At 63.9% G+C, this 15,800-nt stretch carries 13 protein-coding genes; 10 read left to right on the forward strand and 3 right to left on the reverse strand.

The window, feature by feature from the left end:
• Nucleotide 1: 1 nt before the first annotated feature.
• From C2U70_RS02810 to ugpB, 3 genes are all read right to left on the reverse strand, one after another.
• Nucleotides 2-1,624, reverse strand: coding sequence for an ABC transporter substrate-binding protein (locus C2U70_RS02810; RefSeq protein WP_140976337.1), 1,623 nt, complete (start codon nucleotides 1,622-1,624; stop codon nucleotides 2-4).
• Between the two features lie 308 nt (nucleotides 1,625-1,932).
• Nucleotides 1,933-2,886, reverse strand: a complete 954-nt coding sequence (locus C2U70_RS02815; RefSeq protein WP_140976338.1) for an aminoglycoside phosphotransferase family protein — start codon at nucleotides 2,884-2,886, stop codon at nucleotides 1,933-1,935.
• A complete protein-coding gene (gene ugpB, locus C2U70_RS02820) occupies nucleotides 2,887-4,215 on the reverse strand; it encodes a sn-glycerol-3-phosphate ABC transporter substrate-binding protein UgpB (RefSeq protein WP_140976339.1) in 1,329 nt (442 codons plus the stop codon).
• A gap of 317 nt (nucleotides 4,216-4,532) precedes the next feature.
• Here ugpB and C2U70_RS02825 point away from each other — a divergent pair, with 317 nt between their 5' ends.
• The 10 genes from C2U70_RS02825 to C2U70_RS02870 all read left to right on the forward strand — a co-directional run bounded on the left by C2U70_RS02825 (nucleotide 4,533) and on the right by C2U70_RS02870 (nucleotide 15,691).
• Nucleotides 4,533-5,462, forward strand: coding sequence for a TRAP transporter substrate-binding protein (locus C2U70_RS02825; protein WP_246666648.1), 930 nt, complete (start codon nucleotides 4,533-4,535; stop codon nucleotides 5,460-5,462).
• A gap of 153 nt (nucleotides 5,463-5,615) precedes the next feature.
• Nucleotides 5,616-7,547 (forward strand): sensor histidine kinase, encoded by a 1,932-nt coding sequence (locus C2U70_RS02830; protein ID WP_246666649.1) that lies wholly within the window; start codon nucleotides 5,616-5,618, stop codon nucleotides 7,545-7,547.
• Nucleotides 7,517-9,265 carry an ATP-binding response regulator gene (locus C2U70_RS02835; RefSeq protein WP_140976341.1) on the forward strand — a complete coding sequence of 583 codons (1,749 nt, stop codon included), beginning with the start codon at nucleotides 7,517-7,519 and terminating at the stop codon, nucleotides 9,263-9,265. Before C2U70_RS02830 ends, C2U70_RS02835 begins: the two co-directional genes overlap by 31 nt.
• 20 nt (nucleotides 9,266-9,285) lie before the next feature.
• Complete coding sequence (locus C2U70_RS02840) at nucleotides 9,286-10,023, forward strand: response regulator (RefSeq protein WP_140976342.1); 738 nt, start codon at nucleotides 9,286-9,288, stop codon at nucleotides 10,021-10,023.
• Between the two features lie 375 nt (nucleotides 10,024-10,398).
• Entirely contained in the window at nucleotides 10,399-11,010 is a 612-nt protein-coding gene (locus C2U70_RS02845; RefSeq protein WP_140976343.1) for a sigma-70 family RNA polymerase sigma factor, read from the forward strand.
• A gap of 308 nt (nucleotides 11,011-11,318) precedes the next feature.
• Nucleotides 11,319-12,017, forward strand: a complete 699-nt coding sequence (locus tag C2U70_RS02850; RefSeq protein WP_140976344.1) for a cytochrome c biogenesis CcdA family protein — start codon at nucleotides 11,319-11,321, stop codon at nucleotides 12,015-12,017.
• A 28-nt stretch (nucleotides 12,018-12,045) separates the two neighbouring features.
• Nucleotides 12,046-12,609: a thioredoxin family protein gene (locus tag C2U70_RS02855; RefSeq protein WP_140976345.1), complete on the forward strand. Its 564-nt coding sequence runs from the start codon at nucleotides 12,046-12,048 to the stop codon at nucleotides 12,607-12,609.
• 167 nt (nucleotides 12,610-12,776) lie between these two features.
• The gene (locus C2U70_RS02860) at nucleotides 12,777-13,751 is read left to right on the forward strand and encodes a hypothetical protein (protein ID WP_140976346.1); all 975 of its coding nucleotides are present in this window, start codon (nucleotides 12,777-12,779) and stop codon (nucleotides 13,749-13,751) included.
• Nucleotides 13,752-13,948: 197 nt separating this feature from the next.
• Entirely contained in the window at nucleotides 13,949-14,542 is a 594-nt protein-coding gene (locus C2U70_RS02865) for a L,D-transpeptidase (protein WP_140976347.1), read from the forward strand.
• A gap of 111 nt (nucleotides 14,543-14,653) precedes the next feature.
• Nucleotides 14,654-15,691, forward strand: coding sequence for an amino acid ABC transporter substrate-binding protein (locus C2U70_RS02870; RefSeq protein WP_140976353.1), 1,038 nt, complete (start codon nucleotides 14,654-14,656; stop codon nucleotides 15,689-15,691).
• The last annotated feature ends 109 nt before the right edge of the window (nucleotides 15,692-15,800 follow it).

Genomic DNA, 15,800 nt, shown 5'->3' on the forward strand with positions numbered 1-15,800 from the left:
CTCACCCCTTGGCCATCGCGCGATAATCCAGGCGGCGGTGGAACCAGTACTGATAGCCCGAGATGTTCTTCTGCATCGCGACGTTGACGAAGGGCTGATACAGCGGAATGCGCGGCACGTCGGCGAAGGCGAGATCGACAAAGCCCTTCACATCGGCGTCGTAGGCCGTCTTGTCGCCGGTCGAGGCGGCCGTGCGCGCACCGTCGATGAGCTTGTCCATCTCTGATGACTTGTAGCTCATGGTGTTGAAGACGGAATTGTTGCCGTGATAGCACCAGTAGAAGAAGTATTCGGGGTAATCGAGCCAGCCCGAGAACACGTTGGTGAACAGCGGCATTTCCTTCTTATTCAGCTCAGTACGCCAGTTGGCGCCGGGCACCTTGTTGATCGTGGTCTTGATGCCGAGCTGCGCAAGGCTCTCCTGCACGAGCACGCAGAGCGGCTCGTTGACGCCGGCAAAATTGAGGTCGAAGGAGATCGTGGTCTCAAACCCGTTGGCGTAGCCGGCTTCCGCGAGCAGCGCCTTGGCCTTTTCCATGTCGGTGAAATATTTGGTCTGCTGCGGCCAGGCGACCTCGGTCGCCTTGTCCTTGGCGGCACCGAACATGGGGTTGCCGAGGCCGAACAGCACGGCGTCCATGATCTTCTGGTACGGCATCGCATAGGCCATCGCCTGCCGAACTTTTGGATTGTCGAAGGGCGGCTTGGTCACGTTCATGCCGATGTACTGGATGCCGTTGGAGAACGGCAGCGACACGACGTTGAGCTTGCCGTTCGCCTTCATCTCCTGAAAGTCCTTGAACGGCAGTTCGTAGGAGATGTCGGCGTCGCCACGCTCCAGCAGCGCCCGACGGTTGCCGGCCTGCGGCACCATGCGCCAGATCACGCGCTTGATCTTCGGCATGGGACCGCCGACCCAATCCTCGTTGCGCTCCATGATCACTTCGGTGCCGGCGGTCCACTTCGTCACCTTGTAGGCGCCGGAGCCCGCGGTCTGCTGCTTGGTGTATTCGAGGCCCCACGGGTCCTTCTCGCTGGCGTTCTTCTTCACCAGCTCGGAGTTGATGATGCAGGGCACGATGACCGCGAGATCGGGAACGGTCAGCCGATCCTTCTTCGCGAAATCGACGCGCACGGTCGAATCGTCGATCACGACGAACTGCTCGGCCTTGGTCAGCGAGCCCGCGCTCATCTGGAAGGTCGGAAAGCCGCCGACGGTGACGGCGCGGTCGAGCGACCATTTGACGTCCTTCGCCGTGACCGGCGTGCCGTCGTGGAATTTCGCGTTCTTCTTCAGCTTGAAGGTGACCGACATGTCGTCGATCTTCATGTCGTCGGCGAGCTCGCCCTTGAACTTGTCGCGGTCGTAATAGGGCACGCCGCCGGGGCCGCTCTTCATCTCGTGGCTGATCAGGCGGTCGTAGCAATTCCAGGACACCTCATAGCCGGGCACGTTGGTGCCGACGCCGTGAATGTCGAGATTGTTGGGACCGCCTTCGGAGACGATCAGCAGCGTCTCGGAGCGGGCATCGGCCTTGGCCGACGAGATCACCGAGGGGGCTGCGGGCAGCACCGCGCCGGCAGCCAATCCAGACACGGACTTCAGGAAATCGCGGCGCTTCATGGCAATGCTCCAACGCAAAGGGTTTTTGGTTGGAACAGGATTCGCAAGGTTCGTGCCAAAACTTACTCGAACCTTAAACTCTCAATAATCACTTGATTTATAACAATTATTTGGCAAATCGCTGACCGCAGGAGGGCAGTCGGCTACCTTACGATTGCATACAAACGGACGATTTTGCTTAAAAAATAGGCCGAAAAATTGGGCGCTCGCGGTTTGAGCACAGCGGCCTCTCTAAGCAAATATGACCGGCCTGACGCCACCAAGACAACGCGACGCGACCGCGCACGGCGTCCGCACCGGCCGGCCGCTCAGTCCGGCCAGATCAGCTCCTGCAACTGCACGAGATCGTCGGCCTGCTCCTGCCAGCCGTCGATGCAGATGTGCCTCACCGGGTCGCTCGCGTAATGCAGCATCATGAGCGCCATGAGCCGGCGCTTGAGCGTGAAGGTCACGTCGGCGCGCGAATAGCCAAAGCCCTCGAACAGGCTGCGCATCCGCGCCGGATGGCCTGCCGCCATGAAGGCGCTGGGGCCGAGCAGATCGTAGTCGCGCCATCCGGCGCGCACGTCGCCGAAATCGAACAGGCCGGCGACCGACCATTCGTCGTTACGACAGGCCATCATGAAATTCTGCGGAATGTATTCGCCGGTCAGAATGACGGGCGACGCGTGCATCGGGATGAGCGCTTCCGCGTCGCGCAGCAGATCGTCGAGGCCGTCGAGAAATTTTGGCGCGAGGCCGAGACGCCGATGCCTCTCATGACATCCCGCGATCTGCTTGCGCATGAACGCATCCCAGCGCGGCTCGAGCGCGATCAACGGACCGAGCGGAACGGCTTGCACGTCGGCGATGGTCTCGCCGATCTCGCGCAGCACGCGCTGCTTCTGCGTCTCCGGCAGGTCCGGCCACACCTCCGAACCGAGCACGCCCTCAAGCCGCGTGATGATCAGCCAGGGCCAGCCGTCGCGCTCGCCTTCCGCCACGATCTCGGGGATCGGAAGGCGCAGCCGGCCGGCAAGCTGCGCCAGCGCGCCGCGCTCGGAGACGAACTGCGCGCGCAACAGCGGCGGAAAGATCTTGAGGATCAAGCGATCGTCGAGCGCGACGACGAGATTGGTGCCGGTGGCAAAGACATGCGGCGCGTCGCAATGACGGCCGTGGCCATGCGCGATGTCGAGTGCGATCGAAAGCCATTGCGCCGGCTCGTTTCGCCATCGGTCAAAGGCGTCGGCGTCGGTGAAAATCGGCAGCGTCTGCGGCATCTACCGGTCCGGGCTCGCCTTCTCGAACTGTCGCAAGAGCTTGTTGCCGCGTTCGACCGCTGCATCGAGCGCGGCCTGCGCCGGCTTCTGGCCGGCAAAGGCCTGCTCCAGCTCGTCCTCGATCGCGCCGCGGATCAGCACGAAGGAGCCGAGGCGAATGCCCCTGGAATTTTCCGTCGGCGGATGCAGCGCGATCTCCTCGAAGGAGATCGCCGTGCCGGGATTGCGATCGTAAAAGCCCTGCGCACGGGTCAGCTCGAAGGCCGCGCGGGTGATCGGAAGATAACCGGTGTTCTGATGCCAGGCCGCCTGCACGCTGGCTTGCGACAGATAGGCGAAGAACTTCGCCACGCCCTTGTATTCGTCGCGCGGACGATCGCGCAGCACCCACAGCGTGGCGCCGCCGATGATTGAGTTTTGCGGCGCGCCCGCGACGTCCGGCCAATAGGGCATCATGCCGTAGCCGACGTCGAACTTCGAATTGGCCTTGATGTCGGCGCGCGTCGCCGAGGAGCCGATGAAGATGCCGCATTCGCCGTTCTGGAAGCGCGGCTCGGCCGATTGCCCGCGGCCGCTATAGTCGAACACCTTGTCCTTCTGCCACTGCGCGAGCTGCGAGATATGGCGCACCACCGTCGCATTGTTGATGGTCAGCTCGGCATCGAGGCCCGCGAAGCCGTTGGTGCGGGTCGCCAGCGGCATGTTGTGATAGGCCGAGAAGTTCTCGACGTGAATCCAGGACGGCCAGGACGTCGTGAAGCCGCACACCGCGCCGCGCTCGCGCAGGCGCCTGGCGGCGGTGCCGAGCTCCGGCCAGGTCTTTGGCGGCGTCTCCGGATCGAGGCCGGCGTCGCGGAACATCGACTTGTTGTAGTAGAGGATCGGCGTCGAGGCGTTGAACGGAAACGACAGCATGTTGCCGGTCGCATCCGCGTAGTAGCCGGAAACAGCGGGCAGATAGGCTGACGGCGAGAACGGCTCGTTCTGGTCGCGCATCAGCTCGAACACCGGATAGATCGCGCCCTTGGCCGCAGTCATGGTCGCGGTGGCGACCTCGTTGACCTGGACGATCGCCGGCTGGCCGCGGGAGCGGAAGGCGAAGATCGCCGATGTCACGGTCTCGGTGTAGTTGCCCTTGTAGCTCGGCACGATCCGGTAGTCGGATTGCGAGGCATTGAAGTCAGCGGCGAGCTTCTCCAGTTGCCGGCCGAGCTCGCCGGACATCGCGTGCCACCACATGATGTCGGTCGCGGCATGCGCAGGGGAGGCCAGGACAAGAACCGTGGAGGCGGCGGCGATCTGCAAGAGGCGCCATGGTGAATTCGGCATCGGTCTTCCCGTGTCGCCTCGAGCGGCGACGTCTGTCCCCTGCTTACGGCGCGGCCCTTCCTGTTTCAATCAGCAATAAGGCCCGGCGGCAGCGTACAATCCCGGTAACCGCTGGACTAACCCTTGGACTAACCTTCGGACCAACCCTTGGACGGGGCGGGATAGTTTTCCCTTTACCTTCTGCTAGATTGCGTTGAACCTTTCCGTCCCGCCATAGACTCTATCACTGAGGGGTTGAGTGTGCCGTGTTGAGCCGTGCCGAAAGACCGCGGACCGGAGTGTTTTGCGTCGCGCTATGCATCGCGACTTCGTTGGCGATGGCCGCGACGAGCGCGCCTGCGCGCGAATTCCGCGCCGCCGACACCCAGACCGAGGATTATCCGACCGTCCAGGCGCTGCGCTTCATGGGCCGGGTGATCGCGGAGCGCACCGGTGGCCGCCACCAGATCAAGGTGTTTCACTCCCGCCAGCTCGGCGAGGAAAAGGAGACCATCGAACAGACCCGTGCCGGTGCGATCGACCTCAACCGGACCAATGTGGCGCTGATCGGCAATTTCGTGCCGGCGATGAACGTGCTGGCCATGCCGTTCCTGTTCCGGTCCATCGAACATATGCAGAAAGTGCTGGACGGGCCGGTCGGCAACGAGATTCTCGGCAGCTTCGAGCCCTTCGGCTTCGTCGGGCTCGCCTTCTACGATTCCGGCGCGCGGTCGATCTATAACGGCGTCCGCCCCGTGAAGAGCCTCTCCGATCTCAAGGGGCTGCGGATCCGGGTGCAGCAATCGGAGTTGATGAGCGAGATGATCCGCTCGCTTGGCGCCGAGCCGGTCGAGTTGCCCTATGGGCAGGTGCTCACGGGGCTCGCGACCCATTTGATCGACGGTGCGGAAAACAACTGGCCCTCTTTCGTGACGACAGACCATTACAAATATGCCGGCTACTACACGCTGACCGAGCACACGATGAGCCCGGAGGTGCTGGTGATGTCGCTGAAGGCCTGGCAGAGCCTGTCGGCGGACGACCAGAAGCTGTTCCGGGAGGCGGCGCAGCGCTCCAGCCAGTTCATGCGCGAGAAATGGCGCGACCTCGAGGAGCAGTCGCAGCGCAAGGCGGAGGCCGCCGGCGTCAAGCTGGTCCGCGACCTCGACAAGAAGCCCTTCGAGGACGCCATGGCCGGAATCTATACCAAAGCGCAGCGCAATCCCGACGCTGCCGCCCTGATCGAACGCATTCGCAAGGTGGAGTGACGCGCATTGGTCGAGCCCGCCCATAGCGAGCTGACGGAAAGGCTGCCGGGCCCGGTCGGGCGGCTGCGCGCGCGCCTCGTCGGCCTGCTGCGGGCGGTGCCGATCCGCTGGCGCATCCTGTCGATCGCCGGGCTCAACTCCGCCGTGGTCGTCGTGCTGGTGGCGATGATCTGGAATGGCGCGCAGGTGCTGGGCTCGGCCTGGGACGACGTGCGGCAGGTGCGCGAGTCCGACAAGATTTTGGCGCTGCTCGAAAGCGAGACCGGGCGGCTGCAGAATTTGATCCACCGCTACATCAACCAGCCGAGCCCGGACCTGTTCGCGGAGATCCTGCTGCTGCGCGAGGCGGTGCTGGGCACGCTGACCAACCGCGCGGCCAAGGACCCGATGCTGGCCGGCTCGGTCGAGGAGCTCGAGCGCACCACCGAGCGCTTCCTCAACGGCTTTGGCGAGCTGCGCTTCGTGCAGGCCACCATCGCCAAGACCTATGACGAGCAGGTGCTGGGACCGGCCAGGGACATGGCCGGTCTCTACTCCATCATCGAAGGCGCGACCGGCCATCGCGACGCGCTGATCTGGCCGTCGCTCGGAAAATCCCGCGAAGCCTTCACCGCGATGCTGGTCGCGGCCAATTCATATTATCTGTCGCTGTCCATGGCGGCTGCTGACGATGCGCGCCGCAACGCCGAGACGATCGAGAAGACGATCCCCGTCATGCTCGACCTCGCCGACAACGATTTGCAGCGCATGGCGCTGCAAAAGCTTGCCACCCGCACCACCGGGATGCGTGAGGGCTTTGCCAAGCTCTCCGAGCAGCTCGCGAACCGCACCGAATTGCTGCGCAACACGATCGACGCCAGCCAGGCGGACGCGATCGGCGCCATCGACGATCTCTCGACGAAAATGCGCCAGCGCGAGCAGAAGGCGCAGGAAACATTCGACCGCACGCTCGGCGACATCTCGCGGCGCGTGCTGTCGATCGCGGTGATCTTCCTCGGCATCATCCTCACCGTCGGCGTGCTGATCGCGCTGTCGATCCGGCTGCCGCTGCAGCAGATCATGAGCGCGATGCGCGCGATCATGCTGGGCGACCTCGACCGCGAGGTGCAGGGCGTCAAGGCGCGCGACGAGGTCGGCGCCATGGCGCGCGCGGTGGAGGTGTTCCGCGAGAACGCGGTCGCCAAGCGCAAGACCGAGGACGAGCTGCGCACCTCCAAGGAGAAGGCCGAAAGCGCGCTGCTCGAGCTCAACGCCGCGCAGCAGAATTTGATCGACGCCGAACGGCTCGCAGCGCTCGGCGGCCTCGTCGCCGGCGTCGCGCACGAGGTCAACAACCCCATCGGCATCAGCCTGACGGTGGCTTCGAGCTTTGCCCGCCGCAGCGAGATTTTCGAGGCACAGTTGAAGGGCGACGGCGGCCTGCGCCGCTCGCAGCTCGAGGAGTTCGTGCAATCGTCGCGCGACGCGTCGCAGCAGCTCGTCGCCAACCTGCAGCGCGCCGGCGAGCTGATCCAATCCTTCAAGCAGGTCGCGGTCGACCGCTCCCATGCCGAGCGGCGGCAGTTCTCTTTGAGCGAAGCCACCGACCAGATCATCGCGAGCCTGCGACCCGTGCTGAAGCGCTCGCCGATCACGCTCCAGGTCGACGTGCCCGAGGGGCTGCTGCTCGACGGCTATCCGGGCTCCTATGGCCAGATCCTGACCAACCTGTTCCTCAACGCAGCCAACCACGCCTTCGCCGACGGCCGTGCCGGCACCATCTCGATCTCGGCGCGGCCCCGCGGGCAGGACGACATCGAGATCATCTTCGCCGACGACGGCGCCGGCATGACGCCGGACGTGCAGCGCCAGGCCTTTGACCCTTTCTTTACCACCCGGCGCAATGAAGGCGGCACGGGCCTCGGCCTCCATATCGTCTATAATCTGGTAACCCAGCAGCTCGGCGGACGGATGATGCTGGAATCCAAGCTGGGACAAGGCACCACTTTTCGCATTATCATGCCGCGGGTCGCCAAAGGCGGCTCTGAGAGCGCAGAGATTGACGGGACTTCTCAATGGCCGAACAGGACGATGTCCTCCACCTGATCGACGACACCGGTGCCGCGTCGGAGGATTCGACTGCGCGAAAATGGAAGATCGCCGTCATCGACGACGATCCGGCCGTGCATGACGGCACCCGCTTCGCGCTGTCCGACTATGTCCTGAACGGCCAGGGCCTGGAGATCCTCTCCGCGCACTCCGCGGCCGAAGGCCGCAAGCTGATGCGCGCGCATGGCGACATCGCCGCCGTGCTGCTCGACGTCATCATGGAGACCGACGTCGCGGGCCTCGAGCTGGTCGAATTCATCCGCAACGAGTTGAAGAACGAGACCGTTCGCATCATCCTGCGCACCGGACAGCCCGGCCAGGCGCCGGAACGGCGCGTGATCGTGCAGTACGACATCAACGACTACAAGGCGAAGACCGAGCTCACCGCCGACAAGCTGTTCACCTCGCTGACCGCGGCACTGCGCTCCTACCAGCAGCTCGAGCGCATGGTGCAGACGCGGCGCGGGCTCGAGATCATCATCGACGCCGCCTCGACGCTGTACGATTTCAAGTCGATGCAGCGCCTCGCCGAGGGCGTGCTGACCCAGCTAGCCTCGCTGCTCAATGTCGACTGCGCCGGCATATTGGTGCTGCGCGACAATGGCAGCACCGCGAATGCGGAGCTGTCGGTGCTGGCGGGAAGCGGTTGCTACAGCCGCTTCATCGGCACGACGTCGTCGAAGGCGCTCGATCCTGATCTGCGCGAGCTGGTCGAAGCCGCCTTCCAGCGCCGCAAGAACGAGTTTGCCGATCATCGCAGCGTGATCTATTTGCGCACCGGAAGCGGCCGCGAGGTCGTGGTGCTCCTGCAGTCCGAGCGCGACCTCTCCGAGACCGACCGTTCGCTGGTCGAGATCTTTTCCAGCCGCCTCTCGATCGCCTTCGACAACGTCATCCTCTACCAACAGCTCCAGGACGCCAATACGCAACTGGAAGACCGCGTCGCGCAGCGCACCCGCGCGCTGATGCAGGCCAACCGCCGGCTCTCCGCGCAATGGCTGCGGCTGCAGCGCGCCAACGGTTTCAAGAACGAGATTCTCGGCACCGTCGCACACGATTTGAAGAACCCGCTCGGCGTCATCTTGGGCCGTACCGAGATGCTGAAGGAATTGATCTCGACCGGTGCGGCGGAAGGCGGCGTGATCGCGCAGGTCGACCATATCCGCGACGCCACCAAGCGCCTGACCACGATGGTCGATCATCTGATCTCGGACGCGATGGCCGACGCTTTCGACATTACGATCCGCCGCGAGCCGGTCGACGTGGCCGCGCTGGTCAAGGAAGTCGCCGACGCCAACCAGCCGCTCGCGGTCAACAAGCAGCAGACCATCTCGGTGACGGCGCCGCCGAACATCGTCACCATGTGCGACACCGACCGCGTCCGCGAAGCGATCGACAATCTGATCAGCAACGCGATTAAATATAGCCCGATGGGCGGCAAGATCGCTGTTGCCGTCACCCATGAGGACAGCGACACCATCGTCCGCGTGAGCGACGAGGGCGCAGGTCTCTCGCCGGAGGATCTCGGCCGCCTGTTCGGCCGGTTCCAGCGGCTGTCGGCCAAACCCACCGCCGGCGAGAGCTCGACGGGCCTTGGGCTTTCCATCGTCAAGCGTATTATCGACATGCATGGCGGCGAGGTGACGGCCGAGAGCGAGGGCCCGGGCAAGGGCTCGACCTTCACCATCACGCTGCCCGCGACCGAAATGCCATAGTTTGAGTGCCAAGATCTGACATGACCCAAAGCCAGCACATCATGATCGTCGACGACGAGGCCCCGGCCCGGGAGATGGTCGGCGATTACCTCAAGATGCACGGGTTCACCGTGACGCTGTGCGACGGCGGCAAGAGCCTGCGCACCGCGATCGAGGGCGGCATGCCCGACCTCGTCGTGCTCGACCTCAACATGCCCGAAGAGGATGGTCTGTCGATCATCCGCGACCTCAAGAGCCGCATCAACGTGCCCGTCATCATGCTGACGGCAACCGCGAGCCCGATCGATCGCGTCGTCGGCCTCGAGCTCGGTGCCGACGACTATGTCGCAAAGCCCTGCGAATTGCGCGAGCTGATGGCGCGCATCCGCTCGGTGCTGCGGCGGAGCACGCCGGTGAAATCAGCGGCGCCGGAGGCTGCGCCCGCCAAATCCGACAAGGACCAATTGGTGCGCTTCGGCACCAAATGGCTCGACCTCGAAGCCCAGGCCTTGCGCGACGACGAAGGCAACGAGCATCCGCTGACCGCGTCCGAATTCGGGCTGCTGAAAGTGTTCGCGGCCAATCCGAAGCGCGTGCTGTCGCGCGAGCGGCTGCTGGAATTGGCCAATGCGCGCGACGCCGAAGCGTTCGACCGCGCCGTCGATCTGCGCATCATGCGCATCCGCCGCAAAATCGAGCCCGACCCGACCAAGCCGGCGGTGATCCGCACTATCAGGGGCGGCGGCTATCTGTTCTCGCCAGCGGGCGAGAAGGCCTGACCGTCGTCCTGGCGAAAGCCAGGACCCAAGCGAGCTGATAACCCCGAATCTTCGCCAAACCACATCCTGTGGTTATGGGTCCTGGATCAGCGCTCGCTCCGCGCGCTTGTCCTGGACGACGGCGGAGATTCGAGAGGGCGAAAACGTTCAACGGGCAAATTCGTTCCCCGCCCTCAGAATCCGCCGCCCCGTATTTTCCGTACATTGAAATTACTGGCTTTTTTGCCCTGAATGTTTCGTCGCGGGCCGTTCGACGAAACAATTTGGGGGCGCACGAAACCATTTTCCGCTTGTCGTGCAGACGTCCCGAAACGTTGGCTCATTAACACTTTGGCTCACGAACGCCGCCGGTCGCGGCGCCACTGGGAGCCTGTCATGCCGAACGTCATTGCCCTTAACGCCCAAGCCAGCCAGAGCATCATTGCCGCTCAGGCGACCTCGGATGACATGCTGCTCGAGAGCATTGCGGACGGCAACCGGACGTCGATGCACATCCTCTATTGCCGGCACAATGTGCGGGTCTATCGCTTCATCCTGCGCATCGTGCGTGACGCCACCACCGCGGAAGACCTGGTGAGCCAGGTGTTTCTGGACGTGTGGCGGACCGCCGGCCAGTTCCAGGGCCGTTCCCAGGTCTCGACCTGGCTGCTGTCGATCGCCCGCTTCAAGGCGCTGACCGCGATGCGCCAGCGCCGTTTCGAGGACATCGACCAGGAAGACGTGCGCGCCATCCCCGACGGGGCCGATACGCCGGAAACCTCGCTCGACCGCAGCGACACCAGCGCGATCCTGCGCGCCTGCGTGGCAAAACTGTCGCCGGCCCATCGCGAGATCATCAACCTCGTCTACTACCACGAGAAGTCAGTGGAGGAGGTCGGCCAGATCATCGGCATCCCGCAGTCGACGGTGAAGACCCGCATGTTCTACGCCCGCAAGCAACTCGCCGATTTGCTTAAGGGTGCCGGCGTCGATCGTTTCGCCGCATAACATCAATGATTTCAAAGGGATAGGACCGATCGAACGGCCCTATCCCGGACACCAAAGCGTTACCGCCGACGAAACAAATGAAACAAACCACAACATCAGGCGGAAAAACTTCCCTCCTATAAAGCTCACATACGGTTTTGTTAAACCTCCCAAGGACCTCCAGCGACCCGGACGGGATGCCCCCCTCCGGGTCGTTTTGTATTTTGGGGCCGCCGTAAGCTCCCATCCCCGTCACGAAGGCGTGACGCGGTGTAACGACGGGCGCACCCGGCTCGAACAGTCCTCGTGACCCCATTCACGAGTGCCAAATGCTCGACCTGATCTTTGCTCTGCTTGCCGGCATCCTCACAATCGCCGCGCCGTGCACCTTGCCGATGCTGCCGATTTTGTTGGGCGCATCGGTCGGCCGCACCTCGCATTTACGGCCCGCGATGATTGCGCTCGGCTTCGTCGTCTCGTTCTCCGCGGCGGCGCTGCTGCTCGGCGCTATCACGCGGCTGTTCGACTTCGATCCCAATGTGCTGCGCTCGGCCGCTTCGATTCTCCTGCTCGGGTTCGGCCTGCTGATGCTGTGGCCGGCGCCGTTCGAATGGCTGTCGATCCGGCTCAATGGCCTCCTCGATCTCGGCGCCTCAAGCGCCATCGCAAACGATGGCGCGCTGGGCGGGCTGGTGCTCGGCACCACGCTCGGCCTGGTCTGGACGCCCTGCGCCGGACCCGTGCTCGGCTCGATCCTGACGCTGGTCGCGACCTCGAAGAACGCCGCCTGGGCCGGCACGTTGCTGATCGCCTACGCGATCGGCGCGGCACTGCCGATGCTCGCGATCGCCTATGGCGGACAGGCGGCGACCACGCGCGTGCGCGGCATCGCGCGCTTCGCGCCGCGCCTGCAGCAGGCCTTTGGCATCGTCGTGATCGGCTTCGCGGTCGCCTCCTACCTCCAGTACGACACACTGATCGTGGCGTGGCTCACCGGATTCTATCCCACCGGCCAGATCGGCCTGTGATCACCCTTCATCACCGGAGAAAACGTCCATGACCCTGAAACTGCTCGCCGTTACCGCCGCGCTGATCGGCATCGGGCTGACCGGTGCCGTCATTCCCGGCATCTGCGACGAGGCCTCGCCCGCAAAGCCGATCGCGGTCGCGGCCGCGACCCAGGACACTGCGCCCGACTTCACCGGCATCACCAACTGGTTCAACTCAAAACCGCTCAACATCGCGGATCTCCGCGGCAAGGTCGTGCTGGTCGATTTCTGGACCTATGGCTGCGTCAACTGCGTCAACACGCTGCCGCATGTAACCGAGCTCTACGCCAAGTACAAAGACCGCGGCTTGGTCGTCGTCGGCGTACACACGCCGGAATTTCCGTTCGAGCGCTCGGCCGGCAATGTGCAGGCCGCGCTGAAGCGCCACGGCATCACCTATCCGGTCGCGCAGGACAATGATTCCAAGACCTGGAACGCCTACCGCAACCAGTATTGGCCTGCGCAATACATCGTCGACCAGAACGGCCGGATCGTGTTCCAGCACGCCGGCGAAGGCCGCTACGACGAGATCGACAAGACGGTGGCGCGGCTGCTCAACGCCAGCAGCTAAGGTCGCATACGGCGGCGTCAATTTGTTTGAGCATGATCTCCGCGCAAACGCGTTCCGCGTTTGTCGCGAGGGAAATCCGCTTCACACTTTTCCGGATCATGCTCGATGTTGCTTGACTCCACGGACCCGTCCGTGGAGTTTCGCGGCGACCAAATCAGCCGCCCGCAATGGACGACGCGCACCCCAGCAACGACATCCGCCTTCGTGAGGGCGCCTCGATCGCGCAGCGGCTGATCAAGGCCGGCTTTGCGGCGGCCGTCGCGCTCTGCTTCACGCCCGGCCTGTTCACGCACGACACGACGGAAGTGATCATCTCGGTGGCCGCGCTTCTGGTCGGAGCTGCGCTCATCGCCGGCGTCATGCTTGCGCCGGCGGTGGTGTGGATCATCACGCCGGACGAGATTTTGATCGGGCATCAGCGCCCCTTCGGCCGGTTGCACACAAGGGTCGTCGCAAAGGACGACGTCAGGGCATTGCAGGTCTCGGGCAGCAGGTCGGCCAAGGCCCGCTTCCAGCTGACCTTCACGCTGGCCTCGGGCGAACGCCTGACGTCCCCGCCGATCTCCGACGTCACCCATGTCCGCGAAACGGTGGCGCGGATCGCCGCGCAGTTCGACGTTCCCGATGTCGAGGCCCCCGCCAATCCGGTCGATGCCAGCAATCCCGAGATGTATCTCGGCGAGCCCATCGCGCCGTTCTCCAGCCGGGACATCTGGATCGTTGCCGCGATAACAGCGATCCTGTGCGCCGTGCCCTACGCCTACAAGCTCTGGCGTGGGCTGACGCCGGGCTGGCTCGACATCGCGCTGCTACCCCTTGGCGCGATCGCGGCGTTCGCCGTCTACAAGCTGGCCAACCGCATGACCGGCGCCTTCTGGATCGTCCGGGAGAACGATATTCGCATCGAACGCATTTGGGGCGACGGCAGTCCGCGCGAAGACCATATCAGGGGGCACGATGTGAAAGCGATTTCGGTCGAGCGCCGCGGCCGGTCGGAGGACGAGCACTGCCTGGTCCAGATCCGATTGCAGTCCGGACGACGGTTTCGCAGTCCCCGGATCGGGTCGCGGCTGGAGGCCCGTGCGGTCGGCACCGAGATCGTCCGCCGCCTCGCCATCACGCCGGAGAACAACCAGATCTGACCGGACTGCACCGGCAGCCGGGTTGAGGATCGCGGCTTTTCGCGCCATCCGCCCAGATCATGGCATTGACCCTTGTCAAAAAACCAAAGCATTCTCGTGACATATCAGCCCGGACGCCATCAACTTGCCACGAACGTGCCCCTGAGATTTGATGGTTCCGACTGATTTAGTGCTTTGGCCGCGGGGAGAGCTTTGACATGACTGATTTTCGGCGCCTGACCGGTATCTTCATCGCCGCGCTCGGGCTCGTCCTGTCCACCTCGTACGCGTCGGCACAGCACGTCGACCGCGGCGACGAGCCCGGCCTGATCGCCGACGACGCCTATGAGCTCGATCCGGAATGGCAGAAGCAGGTGGTCTATTTCCGCACCACCGAAGCGCCCGGCACCATCATCGTCTCGACCGCTGAACGGCATCTGTACCTGGTGCAGCCCGGTGGACGCGCGATCCGCTACGGCATCGGGGTGGGGCGCGACGGCTTTCAGTGGCAGGGATTGGTGAACATCACCCAGAAGAAGGAATGGCCGGACTGGACGCCGCCGCCGGAGATGATCCAGCGCCAGCCCTATCTGCCGCGCTTCATGGCCGGCGGCCCCGGCAACCCGCTGGGCGCCCGCGCCATGTATCTCGGCACCACCGTCTACCGCATCCACGGCACCAACCGTCCCGATACGATCGGCACCAAGGTGTCGTCGGGCTGCTTCCGGCTCGTCAACCGCGACGTCGCCGATCTCTACGACCGCGTTCCGGTCGGGACCAAGGTGGTCATCCGGCAGAAGCCCGAAATCTGAGAGTCATGGTTCGGGCATGATCCTTCCGGAAGCCTGCTTCGCATGCTTCCGGGTCATGCTCCCTGCCTCGCCTAGCTTCCTCTTCCCGAATTTTTTCGAGAGATACACATGATGCGCACATTTCGTGGCGGCCTGCTGATCGGGCTTGCAGTCGCCGTTCTGGTCGGCGCCCTCGCGGTGATTTACGAGTTCTACGACACCCGCACCCTGAAGCGCACCGTCCGCCGCGGCGAGGTGCTGTGCGGCGTCAACAAGGGACTGCCGGGCTTCTCGATCCCCGACGACAAGGGCAACTGGACCGGCTTTGACGTCGACTTCTGCCGCGCGGTGGCGGCGGCGATCTTCAACGATCCCAACAAGGCCAAATTCGTGCCGCTCGACGCCAGCGAGCGCTTCAAGGAATTGCAGAGCCGCAAGGTCGACATCCTCTCCCGCAACTCCACCTGGAGCATGGCGCGTGAGCTCGACTATGACCTCTATTTCCCCGCGGTCGCCTATTACGACGGCGCAGGCTTCATGCTGCCGCGTTCGCGCAACAAGGAGACCTCGCTCGACCTGACCGGCAGCAAGGTCTGCGTGCAGGCCGGCACCACGACGCTGCTCAACGTCGCCGACTACTTCAAGGCCAACAACATGAAGTACGAGGAAGTAAAGTTCGACAAGCTGGACGACGTGGTGAAGGCCTACGACACAGGCAAGTGCGACACGCTTTCCGCCGACGTCTCCCAGCTCTACGCGCTGCGGCTGAACCTCTCAAAGCCCGGCGACCACATGATCCTGCCGGACATGATCTCCAAGGAGCCGCTCGCACCCGTCGTGCGCCAGCGCGACGACGACTGGATGATGATCGTGAAGTGGACGCTCTACGCGATGATCAACGCCGAAGAGCTCGGCGTCTCCTCGGAGAACATCGACGAGGCCCTGAAGTCGAAGAAGCCGGAAGTGATGCGACTGGTCGGCACCGAGGGCAATTACGGCGAGCAGCTCGGCCTCACCAAGGACTGGGTCGTCCGCATCATCCGCCACGTCGGCAATTACGGCGAGATGTACGACCGCAATATCGGCGAAAAGTCCAAGCTGAAGATCCCGCGCGGCATGAACCAGCTCTGGAACGCGGGTGGCGTGCAGTACGCACCGCCGATGCGGTGACGGTGACCCGACGCCGCATCGCGAGGGCGCACCACACTCACGATCGTCATGCCCGGGCTTGTCCCGGGTATCCACGTTTTTGAGGCAGCCTAAGACGTGGATGGCCGGG

This window comes from Bradyrhizobium guangdongense (assembly GCF_006483445.1).
In the GTDB taxonomy this organism is placed as follows: Bacteria; Pseudomonadota; Alphaproteobacteria; order Rhizobiales; family Xanthobacteraceae; genus Bradyrhizobium; species Bradyrhizobium guangdongense_A.